Raw genomic sequence first — 22,070 nt, 5'->3', positions numbered from 1 at the left:
TAGTTCACTGCAAAATCTGCCTGCTGAAGTTTATTACATTTCAGAAAGAGTAGAAACCGAAACGCTTTTCAATTCTTTTGTTAAAAATATTGCAAGCTCTTTAATAGTTGCATAATCATATATCCTAGTAGAGGATATATCCAGGCCAAGCTTTTTGTTGATAAACTTAACCCATTCTACTCCAACTATAGAATCAAGTCCCATATCAATAAACGATTTGTCGATATCTATTTCTGAGGGCTTCAAATAAAGTGCTTCCGCTAAACTTGCAATTAATACATGCTGAATATGCTCTTTATTATAAACTAAGCCTTGCTCATTTATCGGAGTGAGTTGTTCCAAAGAAACATTCCCCGGTGAAAGATTCTCAACACCCTCAAGAACATATTCACTTTGAGGTTCAGCCACTAAAGGTAACAGCACTTCTGCTTGCTCAGGAGTCTGTACATTTTCTAATTCTTTAGAAAGGAATAATGCTAATTCCTTAATGGTTGCATAATCATAGATCTTTGTAGAAGATATTTCCAAACCAAGAGTTTTATTAATAAACTTTATCCATTCTACTCCTACTATTGAATCAAGACCAAGATCTATAAAGGATTTATCTACATCAATTTCTGAAGGCTTTAAATAAAGTGCTTCAGCCAGACTTGAAATTAATATTTCCTGAATTTGATCTTTTGTATATTCCGTATCACTTCTTTTTGAGGGAGCTAAGGGTTGCAATGTCAATTCAATTGGTGATAATTTTGAGTTGCCTGAAATACTGTCTTCGAGGTTATTCGCTCCAAGAGAATTATTTAATTGTATTCCTTGTGGCTTGGAAAGGAAAGCATCAGCAATATTGTCATTTACTTGTAGAGAATCTATTAACTTTATTTCCTGAGGCTTTTCAACAATAGACTTTAATGTGATCGTATTTATTTCATCCGAGCCATTCAATTGTATTGCCTGTGGCTTACTTTTTACTCTTTCTGAAGAACTACTAACGTTTACTGGTAAAACAACTTCTTTATTGACTTTCAGGGGAGCACTAATCTTAATTTGTTGTAAAGACAATCCCTTCATCTGAACACATACATTACCATGTTTATCGCAGAGGTCAACATCTAACTTGATGATCTGATCATTCGGATTGTTACCTTCATTATAACGTACCCAAGCATACATCTCATTCTTACAAGCTGTTGTTATGCATAATGCATCTAGAGAAAATGGCAAAAGAGGGAATCTCAACTGCTGTTGAAAATCAGCAATTAAACAAATAGATACTTGCAAAACACCTTCCATTATGCTAGGATTCAAAACAAAATCTTTCTGGTTTTTTTCAACCGAGGCCGGTAAAGACAGATGTGCAAGAAGTTGTTTATCCCCCTTATAGACAGAAGATATCCCTTGATATGCAGCGCCATAATGAAGGCCTAGTGAAGAAAAGAATGTATAAAGGCCCGCAGGTTCTAATCTGGAAAATCCCCTATTCTGAACAAGGTTCATTATATCAATTCTGGCAGGGGCCTGTTCTTGGTAATAAACAGCCTCTCCCTGGCAATGAACAACCTCCTGATCATTTTCATGGCTGAAGACATCATAACTAACCTGTCCTTTTTCATCTCCAAACAAAGCCACTGTAACTTTCTTATTCTCATTAGCAATAAAAGGTTGTCCCCAAATCAAATTACTTAGTTCCAAAACAGAAGATTGTTGATTATTAGGTGATGCTTGTTCTACTGCTGTTCGAATCATTTCCAGATATACCGCAGCTGACAGAACCTTTTGTTTAGAGCCATCATCGGTATTCATTTGATGATCTGCTATGAAAAACTCCTCACCTGTAAAAGCAGAACTAAAGCTCACCTGGCTCAAATCAGAAGTGTTTGTATGAACCAAAGGATGAAGAACTGATGACTTATTTACTGTTGAAGATTTTTTTCCATTATTCAATAAATCAACCCAATATCTTTCTCTAGCAAAAGGATATACAGGGAGGCTAATGAACTGTGGTTTTACTTCATTATAAAGTTTACTCCAGTCCAAGTCCAGACCATTCACCCATAAGTCAAGCAATTTAGCTAGTTTCTTATGTGCGACCCATTTATCTATCGTTTCCTGAAAGTCAGGATCCTCACTTAGTAAGGCAATAGGTCCTTTCTTGTGATTAGCTTGTCCATGATAGAAGCCATCAATTTCAGGAACACCATTTACGCAAGCTGTAAGCTTTTCCGCCAGCTTCTCGATCGAGTTGACAATAAAACCTACCCTTTCCACCATAGCTTCCCTTCCAATCTGCAGCGTATATGCCAGAGCAACAAGGTCAATTTGATTTGCTGAATTTTCTTTCGAGATAATAAATTTCAACAGATCTTTGATCTTTTGTTTTAACTGTTCCTCAGTTCTCGCTGAAAGAAGAATGAGGACTTCTGCCATTTGTTGATGTACTATTTCAGCTGTAGGTACATATTCTTCAATAATAAGGTGAGCATTCGATCCTCCTGCTCCAAAAGATGATAAACCTGCAATTCTTGGTTGCAGCTTACCATCTATCACAGGTTGCTCCCAGTTTTTTAATTTCTGATTAACTATAAAAGGTGTTTTTGCAAAATCTATATATGGATTCAGGACTTTGGAATGCAATGAAGGGACTATTTGTTTATGCTTCATTTGCAATAGGACTTTAGTTAGCCCTGCAATACCAGCAGCGGATTCACAATGACCAATATTTGACTTTGCTGACCCTATCAAACAAAAACCTGTATCATTCGTCTGTTTCTGAAATGCCTGGCTCAAAGCAGCAATTTCGATTGGGTCTCCTAACTTGGTACCAGTACCATGAGCTTCAATATAACTGATCTGACGCGCATTTACATTAGCGTCTGTCATTGCCCTGCTAATCATACTGGCCTGAGCCTGCGGATTAGGAACGCTATAACCATTGGTCTTCCCTCCATGATTGAGTGTACTGCCTTTGATAACTCCGTAAATATGATTACCATCCTTAATCGCTTCAGATAGACGCTTTAATACAACTACACCTACACCTTCTCCAGGAATGTATCCATCTCCGCCTTCACCAAAGCTTTGGCAGTGGCCATCACTGGATATGAATTGTCCGGCACTTATCACCAGATATTTGTTTGGATGAATACTAACATTGACTCCACCTGCAATTGCTAAATTAGTTCGTCCCTGGTTCAAATCCTGACATGCAAGATGAATTGCTGTTAAAGAAGAAGAGCACATGGTATCCACCGTCATACTTGGGCCGTGCAGATTCAGAATATATGATACCCTATTGGCAATACTTGCATAGCTGGTGCCAATTCCCATGCGATTACCCAATGCGCTGGCCTGTGCGCCGAACAATTGGTATTCACCATACATTACACCAACATAAACACCAACTTGTCCTGGCAAATCCTGTTCCTCAGAAATTTGCAAACTTGCGCGGGTATAACCAGCATCTTCCATTGCCATCCATGAATGCTGCAAGAATAAGCGCTCCTGAGGATCTATTAATGCTGCTTCACGAGGAGAAATATTAAAAAAGCGAGGATCAAATTCATCAACTCCTTCAATGAAACCGCCCCACTTACTATAATGATGTCCACCTTTTGATCTGTCTTCAGTATAGTATTCTTTCCAGTCCCAGCGCTCTTTTGGCACCTCAATAATACAATCTTTACCATTGCTTAGATTTTGCCAATATTCTTCTATATTATATGCTTCCGGATAACGGCCACTTAAACCAACAATAGCAATTGGTTCTGTCTTCTTTGAATGCTTTGAATTTGTTGGAGGATTAACACCACTTTGTCTGTTAATACGTCTGTCTGAATTAACTTTAGCTTTAACCTGCGTTTTTTGCTCAGATACAACACTAGCAATTCTCTCGATAGTTACATTATCAGATCTAAAGAGTTGGTTCAATACATCTGAATGAGATTTGATAAAGTATTCAGCTAACTCACGAACTGTCTGGTATTCGAAAAACAGAGTTTTAGATAATGTACCAAAAGTTTTTTCCAACTGGTTGGTCAGGTTCATCGCTAGAATTGAATCGATACCGTATTTCTCTAATGGAGCTTGTGTATCAATTTTATGCGATTGCAACTTTAACAAACCTGAAAATTGCTTTTTTAGATATTCTTCTGTTTGTTCTTTAAGAGGTTTAATATCCTTATTAGCTGCTATCACATTCGGTACCGAACGCACGATTGAAGACGACTCCTGCTCGGGCTGTGTTTTTTCTGCAATTAAATTTTTGCGTAGCTGTTCGAGATCACCTTGAGCAACAAGCATCTGATTGTACTGCAAATTAAGGCCTTGATAAAATACACACATTCCTGCTTCAGTAGACATTGGATACATTCCTCTTTTTTGCATCCATTTCTGGCTTTCCTGATCAGCTCCCATTCCACCTTCCTGCCATAGAGCCCAATTAAAGGAGATTGTCCTGCCAAATCTTTTATTCTGAGCAGCCAACTCATTACGAAGGATTGCAAACTGATCCATGAATCCATTCGCAACTGCATAATCGGACTGACCACTGTTACCGGTAATTGAGGCACCTGAAGAAAACAATACCATAAAATCCAGATCAGTATCCTTTGTAGCCAGATCTAAATTGTATGTACCGATCACTTTTGGACTGAGTACTTCATTAAATTCTTTAGCTGTCTTTTTTATGATAAAATTATCAGAAATCATCCCGGCACTATGAATAATGCCATTGAGTTGATTATAATCCTTTTTGACAGAAGAAATAAGTTGACTTACCTGATCAAGATTGGAGATATCAAGCTGTTTGTATACGACTTGACCTTTATCACAAGGTAACTTATCCAATAGAGCTAGCTTTTCAGTACTTAACTCTGAACGTCCAGTTAATATTACTTTCGCATTCTTTGACTGTCTGAGTATTTCTTTTGTAAATAAAACTCCCAATCCACCTAGCCCACCTGTGATAAGGTAAACACCGTGATCTTTAAATCCAATAGATGGATCTTCCTGAGTCCCTTGTATTTCCTTTAGCCTTAAAACATAACGTGAACCTTGTGTATACTTGATTATACTGTCCTGAGGCCTTGCCTTGTTTTCTTGCAGTTGCTTTACTAATTCTTCTTCTGTAAATTTTGAATCAGAAAGAATTATTTGACCGGTAAACCTGGGATTCTCCTGAGCTGCAGATTTAAGTAACCCAGAAAGACCCATGAAAACTTTCCCATCCAGGCTTTCTTTCTTTTCTGCAATAACGATTTGAACCATCGCCTTATCTAAAGATTTATCCTTAAGGACATTCTGAATCAGTTCAAAACAAGCCAGAGATATTTCACTATAACTTTCTGAAATATTTTCTTGAGTAACCTGGAATTTATGACAGCTGCTTTGTGGAGCCAAAGCTTCCACTTTCTTTTCATCAATATAATCAAGGTTAATAAAAACGATGTGCTGAGAAATATCCACCAATTGATTTATTTTCATTGGCGCTCCAGGAATCTGAGCTAAATCCCAAACCGGTACAGCAAGCATAGTTCCTATACTCTCACTTTCACTTCCCTGCTCAACGTTATTGGATTCCGCGCTGATCACTCGTGAGGAAAAACCACGCAATTGCACGCATACATTTCCTTCCTGATCGCACAGATCAATATCCATTTTGGTAATTTTATCATCATGCTTACCCCCTTGTGAATAACGAACCCAGGCAAACATGTCTTTTGTACATGCTGAATGGACACGAATAGATTCCAAGGCGAAAGGCAATGATTGAGTGCGTTCACTTGGAAGGTTGTTAAAGTCTGCTATTAGGCCAATCGCCGTTTGCAAGGCTCCATCTATTAAGCTTGGATGGAGCTGGTAATCGTTAAGAGTATTATTAACTGAAGCAGGCAAACTTAAACCAGCAACCAATTGCCTGTCACCTTTATAGATGAATGTTAATGACTGATGTGAAGGGCCAAACGCAAGACCCAATTTTTTATAGACCGAATATATACTGGACGCTTCTATTCTACCTTCCAGCATTTGCTCTTTCAACTGCTCTCTATCAAGCTTATTAGATTCGGGCATACTGACAAATCTGGCTTGTCCCTGACAATGGATCGTTTCTTGCTGGTTTCCTTCTCCATCTTTTTCTACACTATAGATCTCAAAATCCACTTCACCGTTACTGATCCCTTCATCACTTGCGAACAGGCCTATAGTAACCTGCTTCTGATGTTTAACCACAAGTGGTTGTAACCAAACCACATCGTGCAATTCAAGAATAGATTCTTGCTTAGCTGGCATTGCCTTCTCAACTGCAGCTCTTATCATTTCCAGATAAGCAGCACCTGGCAAGACCTTTTGTCCGTTTACCACATGATCTTTCAGGAAAGATTCTTCTCCGGTAAAAACAGAAGTATAGCTTTGCTGAGTCAGATCAGAAGTATTATCGTGCAATAAAGGATGGATATGTGCCTTTATTGAAGTTGATGAATGAAGAGAATATTGTTTAATAAGAGCTACGGCGTTTGCCTTTGACAATCGCTTGCTCTTTAATTCCGAAACCACATATTCTATAAAATTAGCCATCCTCTTTCTCTTTTTATGGTTGTTCCTAATGAATTAAGCTAGACTAGTTAATAATTTAATAGCCTGTTCGGTGTCTATTGAGTCATTATCAATTCTGTTAATGATATCCTCTATAGATTTCAAATTAGCATTTGTCATCAATTTATTGTCTGACGACGGATTCAGATCCAGGCTGTCGATCCAGTATCTTTCTTTGGAGAAAGGATATCCAGGCAAACTGATACGTTTTGGTTTCACATCGCTGTATAATTTATCCCACTCCAATTCCAGTCCTTTGACCCATAGATCCAAAAGCTTGGAAAGCTTATTTCTGCTTATCCATTTATCAACAGCTTCTTTCATATCATCATCCTCGCTGATAATATTTATTGCTTCGCTTTTTCTCTTCACTACACCATGTAACATATTTTCCACATGTTGTTCACCATGAATATAAGCTTCAAGCTTTTCAGCTAACTGACTTAAAGAATTTACTACAAATCCAAGTCGATGCTCCATTGCTTCCCTTGCAACCTGAAGGGTATATGCTACTGAAACAAGGTCATTTTTAGGCATATTATCTAAAGTAGATGTGCGGATAAAATTCAACAGATCATGAGCCTTTTGCTTCAGTTGTTCCTCATTTCTGGCGGATAACGGGACAATCACATTTATCTTTTGATCCACAAAATAAGAAGATATGGTTTCTGCTGGTTGTATATATTCCTGAACAATAAGATGCGCATTAGCACCTCCGGCACCAAAAGAAGATATACCTGCAATTCTTGGCTTTTCCTTCCCATCAATTACTGGTCTGTCCCAGTCGCTCAATTTTCGATTGACGTCAAATGGTGTTTTCTGGAAGTCAATATGTGGATTCAACTTCTCTGCATGCAAGGATGGAACAATCTGCTGATGTTTCATTTGCAGCAGAACTTTTGTGAATCCTGATATACCAGCAGCTGCCTCCAGGTGACCTATATTGGATTTGACAGAGCCTATCTTACAATAACCTGTATCCTGGGTATCCTTGGAAAACGCCTGCTTTAATCCTGTTATCTCTATTGGATCACCAAGTTCTGTACCGGTTCCGTGTGCTTCAATGTAACTGATGTCGCGTGCATTAATTCCCGCTTTATCTATAGCACGACGAATTAATTCAGCCTGAGCAGTAGGATTCGGAACGGTGTAACCATTTGTTTTTCCTCCATGGTTTACATTTGTTGCCAGAATTACTCCTTGAATATTATCACTATCTCTGATTGCGTCTGCCAAAGGCCTTAACAGAACAACTCCAACTCCTTCACCAGGAACAAAGCCATTCCCACCTTCACCAAAGCTTTTGCAAAGACCATCTTTAGAGAACATATGCTGTGCAGACATATCAACATAACTGGAAGGATGTACATAAACATTGACTCCTCCAACAAATGCAAGATCACAATCTCCACGGTGTATATGTTCACATGCTTCATGAATAGCAGTCAGAGACGAAGAACACATAGTATCAATTGGCATACTCGGACCGTTGATATCCAAGAAGTAAGACAAACGATTGGCTACTGATCCAAATGATGTGTGCGGATAAAACTTCTCTTCTCTAATGGCTTGAGTTGATCCATAAAGATTATATCCAGGTCTTGTCACACCTGCAAATACACCTACTTTACGTTTGAATTTATTCTGTAATGCACTACGAGTATAACCTGAATTTTCAAGTGCATGCCATGCTGCTTGTAAAAATAGTCTTTCCTGAGGGTCCATGTTCAATGCATCTCTAGGTGAGATACCAAAGAACAAAGGATCAAATTCTGAAAATTCATTTATAAAACCACCCCACTTAGAATAACTCTTTCCTTGTTCTATGGCAAGCTTTTCATCCTGCTCAAAGAACCCATCCAGAGACCAACGTTCATTTGGAATTTCGCTTATACTATTTTTACCAGATTTAAGGTTTTCCCAATATTTTTCCAAGGTTGGAGCCTGAGGATATAGACCGCTGATTCCTATAACTGCGATTGGCCCTTTATCTTGCACCAGACTCGAAAAGGTTTGCGCAGCATTTCGCGACAGAAGACTTCTTGATCTGCCAGATACCGATCCGCTATTAATCTTAGAAGGTTGAATAATGGATTGAACAGATGACTGAACATTAATCGATGCTTCCTGGATTGGTTGCTGCAGATCCAATTCAAACTGCTTCTGCAAGGTTGGCTTCTGAGTTTCTATCAGATGTTTTGCCAAAGCATTGATCGTTTGATATTCAAATAGTAATGTACTACTTATGTCACTAAAATTTTTCTTTAGCTGCTCATTAACCAGACCAATTATAATTGAATCAATACCATAACTTTCGAGCGGTTCCGAAGCATCAATTTGATTGCTGCTTATCTTTAAAACTGTCCCTATCAATTGTTTTAAATACACAATAGTTTTTTCCAGCAACAGATCTTCATTCAATTTTATAGTATTAATTACCGGTTTAATTTCTGTCTTAGCAAAAGATGGTGCTTTGGGAACATTCACCTCTTTCTTCATTACAACTTTATTAAAGCCAGCTTTTTGTTTTTGTCTTACCACTCCATTGCTCACTCCAAGAATGATCTGTTGTCCTAACCTGTTTACTTCTTTTGATGGAAATGCGACTAAATCAAATCCTTCCTCTTCAAGAACCTCTTTCCATGATTCAGCATATAGACCGGGAGCTCCAGGAATACGGATTGCATCATCCTCATTCAACCACCAGCCTTCCAGCAGACCGAAAGTTAAATGACTATACAGAGACCTTTCAATAAGTTCATTCAATAGAAGGATACCATTATTGCGCAAGACCGCTTTGGTATTTCTTAATGTATTTCGGATATTTTTTGTAGCATGTAATACGTTGGCAGCAATTACAAAATCATATTCATCCAAGCTGATATTCTGATCTCCGATCGGCTCTTCAACATTAAATATTGCGGTGCGCAGATAAGGTGCCTGAGGAGCATAATTATTTTCTGCATGGAATAAAAAGGCCTTAGAAAGGTCAGTGTAGCAGTATTCAGCAATTTGACTCTGATATGGACGAAGTTTTTCAAGGATCCCAACCGTAGTAGCACCTGTACCTGCACCAATTTCAAGAATCCTGATCTTTGCATTAGGATCATCAATTAAGCGAGCATGAAGTGACGCAATGAAAGCATTTGCCAGACACTCGTTATATGCTTTAGAAACTTTATCATTTTTGTAAACATTTTCAACCATCTCCAGGGATGATTTCGGGAACATGATATCAGTTGCTTTTGTCTTGCCAGCCAGTATTTCAGGTAAGGCGTGCACGCATTTTTCAACCAGAATGTATAAAGCTTTTTTACTTTCGTCCTGATTCCATTGGTCCTTGGCGCTTTCCCATCTATTCCACAAATCTCCAATGTAAGTTGTATAATCCAGCTCCACGTTCTTTTGACCAGCATTTACATATCCTTTTGCCGTAAGAATATTTTTAGCTGCATCCAACCATCTATCATAAAATGGAATAATACCCGGCGTACTGCTGATGATGCTATTCAGGAATTCCGAAAGCAGAAGCTCCATCTCTTCGTCACCCCTGACTTTTACCTCCTTAAATAGAGCAGGCGGTTCAATCGCCTCTGTCCTTATGAGAGCACTACGAAGATTATCATCAGGCATTGTATTTTCATAAGATGAGATCCATTCATCACCAGCTACTATTTCTGATCTTCTTGATTGGATAATTTTGGCTATAGATATTTGATTGAAATTACCTGAAAGAAGCTGATCCAAAGATTTCATTCCTTCATTGGGCTCTATCGGTCTCTGACCACTTTCAAAGAACCTTTTCTTGAAAGAATCGGAAACAGTATCTCCTGCACCAATAGACCAGTAACCCCAGTTCATAACCTTAACTGCCGTAGGCCATATTTTGCCAAGCTGAAGAGCGAATGTGTCCTTAAAAGTGCATCCTGCAGAATACCCGCTTGTTCCTCCTGCTCTCTTGAATGCTGCATTAGAAGAGAAAAACAGAACAAAATCCAAAGGTTCATTTTGGAAAACCTGTGCTATTCTTACAGTCAAATCGACCTTAACCGATAGTATATTCTGAAAAACTTCTTCTGTTACTTTTTTCAGACTATCATCATAAGCCCCAACTGCAGTGTGAACAACTCCGTTTATATTAAGATACTTCTCTTTAATTGTTTTATATGCCTGCTGTAGTTCATTTAAATTGCTGGCATTGGCTTGAATGTAGACAGGCCTTTTCCCATATGCAGATAATCTATCCAGCTTTTCCTGAATTTCATTATTCAATTCCCTTCTGCCAATCCAGACAACCTGAGCTTGACATTTTTCAATAACATGTTGCGACCAAACTTCACCCAAGCCTCCGCTACCTCCAATTACCACATAAACTCCATTGGAACGGTAATTAAGCTTCTCTTGTGGAAGGTCTTTGATCAGCATTAGTTTTTGATAGAACCACTCTTTGTTTCTGTAAGCATAAGATGCGCCTTGAGTATCCTGTGGCAAAGTCGACATCTCTGAAAGAGGATTTTCAGAAAATTCCTGCAAGTCAATCAGACGTATTTTCCAACGAGGGAATTCTTTAGCCAAACTTCCTGAGAATCCTTGAAGACCTGCGTGTGTAGGATTCACAACATCGTTCTGCTTCACAAGCTGACTGTTAAATACGATAAGATCCCACTCCAGATTCTTTTCCTGATAGCCTAAAGTCATTAAAGATTTAACAATCCTAAAGACCTGAAGAACACCAAGGTTTTGATCTTCAATGATGGATTCCTCCGTGAGAGTTAGAACAGGGTTGTTTGAACCGATCCATACAATCCTATTAAAGGCTTGACCTTTTATTTTTTCTGTAATGACATCTATAGAATCTTTCGAGGCAATTTCTATGTTGACTATTTTTGATTTACTATATATCTTTTCAATCAAGGTCATCTGACCAGTATCTGCACCAATCACGAGAATCACTCCGTTTTGATTTGCAGTAGTAATTTCTGCAAAATTGGTAACAAGTTCCCATTTAGGAGTCATCATAACTACCTCTGGTGTGTCTTCAGTCATTGCGGCTGAGGATTTTCCTGAACTCCTTGAATAATCATATGTGTCATTTCTCAGTGCCAATCCACGCATTAACACAGCACAATTACCTTGTAAGTCCATAAGGTCAACATCCAACATACCATCCTGGGAGTATCTTATCCATGCATACATTTCGCTCGCAGTGGCTGCTGATATGGAAAATAAAGTTCCACTTGGCTGAGCCATACCGATACAATTAGAATCTCCAGTTAGAATCATGCAAGCCTGAACTACACTTTCCATTATACCTGGATGTAAAAAGAATTTATTATTTTCAGCAGTGTCTGGTAGCATAAGCTTAACCAACAACTGATCAACTCCCTGGTATACTTCGGTTAGACCTTTAAAAGTACCACCATACTTAATACCTGAATTAGTAAAGGTTTGATACAGAGCATCAATTTCCAACTTACCCTGTCCTACTTGTCTTTTTAGTTCTTCTATATCAATCTTATGCGAAGATGATTTATTGATAATGACTGCCACTCCCTCACAATGAATCTTTCTCTCTCCCTCTTCAGTACTATAAATCTCATAATCAATTTCCCCATTATCACTAGTAAACAGGGCAATTGAGACTTCCGTATTTCCTAACACAAATATTGGTTCATGCCAAACAATGTTGTGTAACTCAATATCTGCAGATTCGATTTGATTTGTAGTAGCCAGTGTTATTGCCTCACGAACCATCTCTACATAAGCCATTACCGGCAGAACATTTTCTCCATTGACCTGATGATCTTTAAGGAAAAATTCTTCACCATTAAATGTAGAACTGTAACACTGCTGACTAAGATCTGAAGTGTTTCTGTGCAATAAGGGGTGAAGGACAGTAATATAATTAACCTTTTCTGTTACCTGCGTGGAATCTATTTCCTCAATCCAATATCTTTCTTTCGCAAAAGGATAAGCAGGCAGGTTAATACGCTTTGGTTTAGCATCTCCATATAGTTTTTGCCAATCTATATCTAGACCCTTGACCCATAAATCCAGAAGTTTAGATAACTTCTTTTGATTTATCCATTGCTCAACAATAGTCCTTTTCATATCATCATCACGGCTGATGATACTAAGACCTTCTTTATTTCGTTTTACCTGACCTTGATAGACTTCTTCAATATCCTCCTTACCATCTAAGTAAGCTTGAAGTTTTTCAGCCAGTTGTCCTATTGAACTTACCATCACGCCTAGACGCTCACCCATCTCTTCTCTACCTGTCTGTAAAGTATATGCTATTTCAAGGAGATCAATAGCAGCTCCTTTATTTATAAACTCTAAAAGTTCAATGGCCTTTTGTTTAAGCTGTTCAACAGTTCTGGCTGATAGAGGAATAATAATTTTTCCATTTTCAGTGATAGCAGAAACCGGTGTTTCAAACGTATTTTGCGAAATGTATTCAGATAAAACGATATGAGCATTGGTACCACTAAAACCAAATGCGCTGATTGCAGCTTGACGTCTTTCTGAATCCGAAACCTTCCAATCCTGCAACTGATCATTTACATAGAAAGGCGTGTTATCTAATCCAATATGTTCATTTAATTTATTATAATTTATTGTTGGGGGCAATTGTCTATTCTTTATTGACAAAAGTACTTTTATAAAACTTGCTACCCCTGCTGCCGTTAAACAGTGACCAATATTGCTCTTCACCGAACCAATGGCACAATATTCTTTTTTAGTTGTATATTTTTTAAAAGCTGCCTTTAACGCATCAACTTCTATAGGATCTCCTAATTTTGTCCCAGTCCCATGCGCCTCAATAAGCTGAATGTGGGAAGGGTCTATCTGAAACTTATCATAAACGTCCTGCTCCAGGCGAGTTTGCGACTCCGAATTAGGCGCAGTAATACCATTTGTTTTACCATCCTGATTTACTCCCCAACCTTTTATAACACCAAGAATTGTATCCTGGTCTCTTTCTGCATCCGCCAGTCTTTTTAACATCACAACACCAACCCCTTCACCTGGAACAAAGCCATTTGCTCTTTGATCGAAAGAAAAACATTTACCGTCTGTAGAAAGCATCCCCGTCTGAGAACACATGATATGCATTGCCGGTGTAGCCATTACGACAACGCCTCCTGCAAGAGCTAGATCACTATTCCCTGAATTCAGACTATCGCACGCAGAAGCAATAGCAACCAAAGACGAGGAGCAAGCTGTATCGATAGACAAGCAAGGACCTTGAAGATTTAAGAAGTAAGAAATACGTGCTCCTAAGATTGAAGTAGCTCCGCCCGTAAAACCCTGAGCACTCAATTGCTGCTTCTTTGATAATTGAAGATAATCACCATTGGCACACCCGACAAAGACTCCGCATTTTGTACCTGAAAGACTTTTAGGATTATATCCTGCGTTTTCTATTGCATGCCAGCACTCCTGCAGAAACAAGCGTTGCTGCGGATCCATGCTTTCTGTTTCAGTTGGAGATATGTTAAAGAATAAAGGATCAAACAAGTCATATTCGTCAAGAAGCCCCATCCATTTAGAATTGGTCTTTCCAGGCAAAGCATTTCCTTCCTGATAATATTTGTTAATATCCCATCTTTTTTGAGGTATCTCACTTATACAGTTTTTACCATTTGCTAAATTTTGCCAGAACTCTTCTACATTCCTGGCCTGAGGAAACTGTCCCGACATACCTATTACAGCAATAGGTTGTGATAAATTGACAGAATTTACAGATGAGGCTTGACGTGAACCTGAATGCTTGCGCCAGGAGACAAGCTTCTTAATAAAAGATGGAAGAGCTGGTTTATACTGAGGTTTTGTAATTGTATTTAAAGGAATACCTAATTCCGATTTCTTAGTTAATGTTCCAAGCTTTTCTGCTTCTTCCTTTACAAAAGTACTAAGTTGATTAAGCGTTGGAAAACTATAAATTTTGGTTGCTTCAATTTCAGTTTGATATTTCTCATTGACCTTACGAATCCAGGTCACACCTGTGATAGAGTCCAATCCAAGATCAATAAACTGAGTATTTTCATCTATTTCATTTTCTTGAAGATGCAATTCCTGAGCAAGAAGTTTTCTTAAACTGGCTATAACCAAAGGAAGATTATCAGAACTATGAGTAATTTCCTCAATTAAGATATTGCCTTGTGGTTCAACGTTAGAAAGTGAAATACCAGATAAACCCACTTCTGAGCCAGAAAATATAGTACCTGCATTTTCAGCTTCCTCTTTCACATACTGACTTAGTTGTGCCAGTGTAGGATAGCTATAAATTTTTGTAGCCTCAATTGAAGTATTATATTTTTCATTGATCTTTCTTATCCATGTCACTCCTGTAATAGAGTCTAACCCAAGATCAACAAACTGCATATTCTCATCAATCTCATGCTCATCCAGATGTAACTCCTGAGCAAGAAGCTGTCTTAAGCTGGTCGCAACAGATGTGAGATTATCTTTACCCAGAGATGGAACAGCAAATGCTGAATGTACCTTATCCTGAATTGAAGTTGGCAATGCCTTTTGAGATACTTCAATTTTAGAATCGTTGCCTTGATAAAAATTATCGTTTATCTGCTTTAAAGTATCGAACTGACCAACAAAAGTTTTTTCATGCATTTCCAGCTCACGCTTGTATGCCTCCTCTAGCGACGCATACAGGTGTTGGGTTTGTTGTTGCTTGAAAGCCACTAAGCTGCTTCTGGAACGATGTGTTATTTGTCTGGCTAACTCCATTGCAGCAGAAGCGATTTGCTCTTTTGGTAAAACAGATATAAAAGGGCTTCTCTCCTTCAACTCTTTTCCAGCATATTCCTGAGCAGTCATTAAGGTTTCTCTTGCGAGATCGTGACCGATTTTTTCCGGGAATATAAAAGTAGCACCGGCTCCAGGTGTAAAACCGTAATTCATGTAAGGACTGAAATACCTGCTCTCCTCACTAAACAGCACAAAATCAGCAAACATTCCCAAAGCCCAACCAGCGCCGATGCCATGACCTTGCATTGCTGCAATTACAGGAACCTTGCAGGTCATTGCGATTTGATAAATTCTATTATCTGTGAATTTCGTTTTTCCTTCCTGAATCGCTAATAAAGTTTCCTTAGTACCACCGGAAGCAAAATAATTATCATAACCAGTGAGCACTATTGCTTTATATGTTGAAGTCTTTTCAATATGCTCAAACACTTCATTCATGCCCTCAATGAAAGCTTCAGAAAACATATTCTTAGCTTCCCTATCTTCCATTTTGACTACCAGTATGCCTTCAGGATGAGCTGTTGCAGAAATGACTTTTGACTTAAGTATTATTGAAGTTGGCTCAATTGATAATGCTTCAGACTTATTGTCTGTAGATACAGACCATGCAGGCAAGTTTTTAATTTTTTTCCCAATACTTAATACCCTTTCCTTCTTCCATGACAACAATGTATTCAATGGTAAAGCAGCCAAGTGCTCAGCGATTCGCAAAGCATCCGAAAGAATATTCCCATTTTCTGATATATATATCGTCCCAGAAAGCTGCTTTAATTCTACTCCTGAGTATTCTTTTCCGGTTAGCAGTATTTGTTTCGCGGAATAACTTTCGAATTGTTCTGAGAATAGGACTCCTGCTTGTCTGGCAAGATCATTGTTTTGCCATATATTGCTAGCTGAATAAACCGTATTTGAATTGTATATACATGTATCACAAAATAAACTCACCAACCATGCGACACCGTTTGTCTTTGAATCTAAAACAGCAATGACCGGAATCTGGCTTTCCAAAACAAGATTCTCAAAATCCAATACATCATTAACTGCCGCTTCTTGTGCTGTACCTGGAAGAAAATCAGCATGCTCGCTCACCAGAACGATGGATTTGTAATGAGAATTATTTACCTGATTAAAAATAACTCTCAAATCTGCAACCAACGCCTTTAAGCCATATTCATTTCCAGCAACACACATTTTAATGATCAAAACATTGCCATTATGGCTTTCCAGCTCAATATATTTAGCCGGTGTAGTAATATTTGAATTAAAATTATCAGATTGGTTCTCATCAGCTAAAGGATCAACCATTGCTAAAACCTCTGCCTTCTTAAGAACAGAACTCGACAAGTGTTGCTTCAACAGTCGCAGAGAGGCTTCTGATTTCTTTGCCAAACTTTCTGCTAATTTTTGTGCATTAGCTTCTACTTGACCTGATGGAAGGATTGCGCATGTCCAACTTTTATCTTTAAGCTGATTTCCGGTAGAAACATTTGAAATGTACAAGAAGTCCTTTGCTCTGGCCTTACCGAAACGTTCTTCAAAAAGCCGATATTCAGCAACTGTTGGATAAATATGATCTTGTGTACTTGTATAATAATAGTTACTGTCTGTGCCACAAATCATAAAGTCGCACAAAGCACCAACCAAAAAACCAGCGCCTATCGCATCTCCCTGCATTACTGCAATAACAGGATATGGGAAGGAAGCTATCTCGTGGAACAACTTTTGCTCAATGGCATAATTGTATTCTGCTCTACCGCCTCTTAAGAAACTATGCTCCGTTCCTTTCAGAATTAAAACCTTAACCAAAGGTTCTTTTTGTACAGCAGTAAGTGCTTGGATTAATTCTTTTATTAAATCCGGTGAAAGTGTATTGTTGTTTGCTCCTGCGATTTGAATGGAAAAGATTCCATTTCCCAAGTCAAATAAGCTAATTGAAGTTGGAGATTTTGCATCTTCAAAGAAATCGAAACCAGTATTCAGAAGCGAAACTGAAGCTTTAGCTATTGAAATTGATTCACTCTTTTCCAAAGAAAAATCATCTAAAGCTACAATCGAAATTCCTGATGGTTTTTTAAGATCCTTTTCTTCATAGGTTTGAGACAATGCCTCACCGATGAAAATTTTTCTCGGTTCTGTTACCTTATAGTTAATGGGAACTTGTTTAGGCTCATTTGATGAGGAATAGGAAACAGTTTGACTGGAAGCCTCAGCTTTTCCATTATTGGATTCTGCTTGATATGAAATCCCACGCATCTGCACGCATATGTTTCCTTGCATATCACACAAATCAATATTCAGTTTTGTGTTTTTATCTTCTGCCAGATTAGCTTGGGAGTAATGAACCCAGACGAACATCTCTTTCGTACAAGCAGACAATATAGATAAACCTTCCAATGAAAATGGAAGTGCTGATTGACCGTTTCCTATTACCCGACCCGCCAATTGCAATGCACTATGCATCTGACTTGGATGCAGCACGTATTCCTTGCTGATACCCTCCAAATTGACTGGCAATTTGATCTCAGTCAGCAATTGATTAGCTCCCTGTCCATCCTGATATTTAAGTTGAGCTAAATCAAGTTTGTGCCTTACTTGGTTTGGAACAAAGACTGCTTGCCCCTGGCAATGAACAGTTACTTCCTCTTTATCCAAACTATAGATTTCAAAATCTACACGATTATTCTCTTTTGCAAAAAGTGCTATGGAAATTTGTTTGTACTCTTCATATACAAAGGATTCTCCCCAAACAACATTCTTCATTTCCAAGACATTTGACTCTTGTAGTGCAGGTATAGATTTTTCTACTGCAACTCTTGCCATTTCAAAATATGCTGCTGGCGAAAGAACCTTCTGTAGTGTACCATCATTCAACTCATTTTCAGTAAGGAAAAATTCTTTACCATTGAATGTTGTACTATAACTCTGCTCAATGAGGTTTGAAGTATTTATATGCAGCAATGGATGAAGGACAGCCGCTTTAGATATATACGATACAGATTGGCTATCAACTTTAGCATCCACCCAATACTTCTCTTTTGCAAATGGATAGGTAGGTAAGCTAATGCGATTAGGTTTATTGCCATCATATAGCTTGTTCCAGTCCAATTCAAGACCCTTAACCCATAAATCCAGAAGTTTGGAAAGCTTTTTCTCGGATATCCATTTACCAACAGTTTGCTGAAGATCAGTATCTGTGCTGAATAAAGACAAAGCTTCTTTATTCCGTTTAACTTGTCCCTGATAAGTATCCTCAATATTCTGAACACCGTTAATATAAGACTTAAGCTTATCAATCAGTTGATCAACTGAGCTTACTAAAAAGCCAAGACGTTCTTCCATAGCTTCTCTGCCCACTTGTAGGGTATAAGCCATAGCAGCTAGTTCAGGTCGCGTTGTTTGAACAAAAGATAAAAGGTCACTGGCTTTTTGCTTTAGCTGCTCTTCTGTTCTGGCTGATAAAGCAATGAGAACATTTCCTATTTCGTCAGAGCCTGTAGAATAATTTGCTTCTGTAGATGAAGCATATTCCTGAATAATAATATGCGCATTTGATCCTCCAGCGCCAAAAGAAGATATTCCTGCAATTCTCGGAATCTCAACACCATCAATGACAGGTTGATTCCATGGTTTTAATGTTTGATTGACAACGAAAGGTGTCTTTTCAAAATCTATACGAGGGTTTAATTTTGCAGAATGCAAAGAAGGTACGATTTCCCTGTTTTGCATTTGCAATAAAACCTTTGCAAGGCCCGCTATGCCAGCAGCTGATTCACAATGGCCGATATTTGATTTAGCAGAACCGATTAAACAAAATCCTGTGTCTTTGGTATATTGTTGAAATGATTTGCTTAAGGCAGCAATTTCAATAGGATCACCTAATTTGGTTCCGGTTCCGTGAGCCTCAATATAACTTATATGACGAGGATTGATGTTTGATTCAGCTAGAGCCTTGCTTATAACACTTGCCTGAGCTTGAGGATTAGGAACGCTATATCCGTTTGTTTTACCACCATGATTAAGAATACTTCCTTTAAGGATACCATAGATATGATCCCCGTCTCTTTCAGCTTCAGATAATCTTTTTAATATAACTGCTCCAACTCCTTCACCTGGAATATATCCGTCTCCTCCTTCACCAAAGCTTTGGCAATGACCGTCACTGGAAATAAACTGCCCTCCACTGAGCACCAAATATTTATTCGGATGAACTGTAACGTTTACTCCACCTGCAATTGCTAAACTTGTTCTTCCAAGCTTAAGATCCTGACAGGCCAAATGAATAGCTGTCAAAGAGGAAGAACACATGGTATCGACAGTCATGCTAGGGCCATGCAAATTCAATACATAGGAAACTCTATTGGAAATACTTGCATAGCTACCCGGAATTCCCATTCGCTTCCCCTTCGCACTGACTTCAGCTCCAAAAAGCTGATATTCCCCATACATCACGCCCACATATACTCCCACCTGTCCGGCCAAGTCCTGATCACAAGGAATCTGTAGACTTGCACGAGTATATCCTGCGTCTTCAATTGCCATCCAGCAATGCTGTAAAAACAAACGCTCCTGCGGATCAATAGTAGCTGCCTCCTTTGGTGATATGTTGAAAAACCTTGGATCAAATTCATCAACACCTGATATAAAACCACCCCACTTACTATAGTGATGTCCGCTTTTGTTACGATCCTCACTGTAGTATTCTCGCCAATCCCAACGATCCTGTGGGACTTCAATGATGCAGTCTTTTCCATTACGAAGATTGTTCCAATACTCATTTATATTTATTGATTCAGGGAAACGACCACTTAAACCTATAATTGCAATAGGCTCCATATTCACCGAGCCTATTGAATTTGCTGAAGCAGAAACTTGTGCTTGAGAACTAAACCGTCTGCCAGATATAGCTCTTGTCTGAGTTTGTGACTTAGGCGTTGGTAAAGGAGCAATTACTTTTTTCGGACTTGATTCAATTGTATTAAAGATGGAATATAATTTTGGCGAATGAGCATTTATGAAATATTCAGCAAGCTCACCAATAGTTTGATACTCAAAAAAGAGCGTTTTAGATAAGGCACCAAAAGTCTTTTCTAACTGATTTGTCAGGCTTACTGCTAATATGGAATCAATACCATATCTCTCCAGCGGAGCCGTAGGATCAATCTTATGAGATGGTACTTTCAACAACTCTGAAAGTTGTTTCTTAATTAAATCCTGAGTCTTTTCTAAAAGATTTCCGTTATTAATACTTGGTTCAACTGATGATTCTTCTATAATATTCTTTGAAGTCTCTGTATGGATTGCCACATCATTAAACAATGAATTCCGAATTTTTGATATATCACCTTTTAGAATCAATGTCTGAGCATATTGTAATTTCAGGGATTTATAAAATGCAGTCATGCCTGTTTCACTTGGTATTGACTGCAACCCCATAGTCTGCTTTAGCATATCCTGAGTGGCTTGATCCAACACCATTCCACCTTCTTGCCATAATGGCCAGTTCACAGAAAGTGTTTTCCCTATTCTCTGCTTTGATTCTGTTAATTGATTCCGATAGGACGCAAACTGGTCCATAAATCCATTACCAGTTGCATAATCTGCCTGACCTATGTTGCCTATTGCAGATGCCATTGAAGAAAACAAAACCAGGAAATCCAAATCAACTTCCTTAGTAGCCTGATCAAGGTTGTATGTACCTAGCACTTTAGGCGTAAGTACTTCCTTAAATTCTCTTGAGTTCTTTTTTAGAATGAAGTTATCTACAATCACTCCCGCACTATGAATAATGCCATTAAGTTGCTTAAACTCATTCTTGATTATAGCAACCAATTGCTTGACCTGATCAATATCTGCAATATCTAATTGACGGTATTCGACAGTCTTTCTCTTTGCCTTCAAAGATTCTAAAGTCTTCTTCTTATCAGAAGTCAATTTTGAGCGGCCCGCTAAAATGATCTTGGCATTGCTGGTTTGCTTAATGATTTCTTTTGCAAACAGAATACCTAATCCCCCTAAACCACCGGTGATCAAATAGACACCCTGATCTTTGAAAGAAATTGCAGATGATTCAGTTTCATTAAATTCCTCTATTTCCTTCCAACTCAAAACACTTCTAGCACCTTGATGATATTTAATTATCTTATCATTAGGTTTGCTTTGGGAAGCGACTAGCTGTTCAGCAAGTTCTTCTGTACTTGTCTGAGGTCCACTAAGAATAACCTGACCCAACAATTGTGGATTTTCTAGAGCTGCCGTTTTGAGCAATCCGGATATTCCAATAAATAATTCTTGATCAGCTGAGTTAGCAATACATATCTGGACAAGAGCCTTGCCCTGAGGTTTGCTTTTTATTATTGACTGAAGTTTCTCAAAACAAGTCAATGCAAAATCACAATAACTCTCGGCTATATTTTTATCAGCTGCTGCTTTCCATGAAATAAAGCTGCTATCAGGAATAAGAGTTCCTAATTGCTTAACATCAACATTTGCTAACTCACACAAAATAATATGCTTTTCAACATATTCTGATTTATCAGAAGCAGATGTTGCTATAACCTGACATTGTTCCCACACTTGAGTAGAAAGCAGAACACCCACATTCCTACTATCCTGCTTTAATGCTTTAATTTTCTCTAAAGCATCTTTTTGTGTAAGCTTGCCCTTTGACAAGTCTTCATATATCTCTTTTAGTCTTTGTTTCATTGTAC

The 22,070-nt window shown here is 38.3% G+C and carries 2 protein-coding genes; both read right to left on the bottom strand.

What is annotated here, in order from left to right; all coding sequences use genetic code 11:
* Positions 1-33: 33 nt before the first annotated feature.
* Positions 34-6,570, bottom strand: coding sequence for an SDR family NAD(P)-dependent oxidoreductase (locus tag K350_RS29600; RefSeq protein WP_028981302.1), 6,537 nt, complete (start codon positions 6,568-6,570; stop codon positions 34-36).
* A 33-nt stretch (positions 6,571-6,603) separates the two neighbouring features.
* A complete protein-coding gene (locus K350_RS32430) occupies positions 6,604-22,065 on the bottom strand; it encodes an SDR family NAD(P)-dependent oxidoreductase (protein ID WP_051313370.1) in 15,462 nt (5,153 codons plus the stop codon).
* Positions 22,066-22,070: the final 5 nt, after the last annotated feature.

Origin of the sequence: Sporocytophaga myxococcoides DSM 11118 (genome assembly GCF_000426725.1) — a bacterium.
GTDB lineage: Bacteria > Bacteroidota > Bacteroidia > Cytophagales > Cytophagaceae > Sporocytophaga > Sporocytophaga myxococcoides.
The sequence above is the reverse complement of the archived record's forward strand: the minus strand, read 5'-3'. Positions and strand labels throughout refer to the sequence as shown.

Coding starts and splice junctions, on each gene's coding strand:
- K350_RS29600 (WP_028981302.1), bottom strand. CDS start 6,570: ATGGCTAATTTTATAGAATATGTGGTTTCGGAATTAAAGAGCAAGCGA.
- K350_RS32430 (WP_051313370.1), bottom strand. CDS start 22,065: ATGAAACAAAGACTAAAAGAGATATATGAAGACTTGTCAAAGGGCAAG.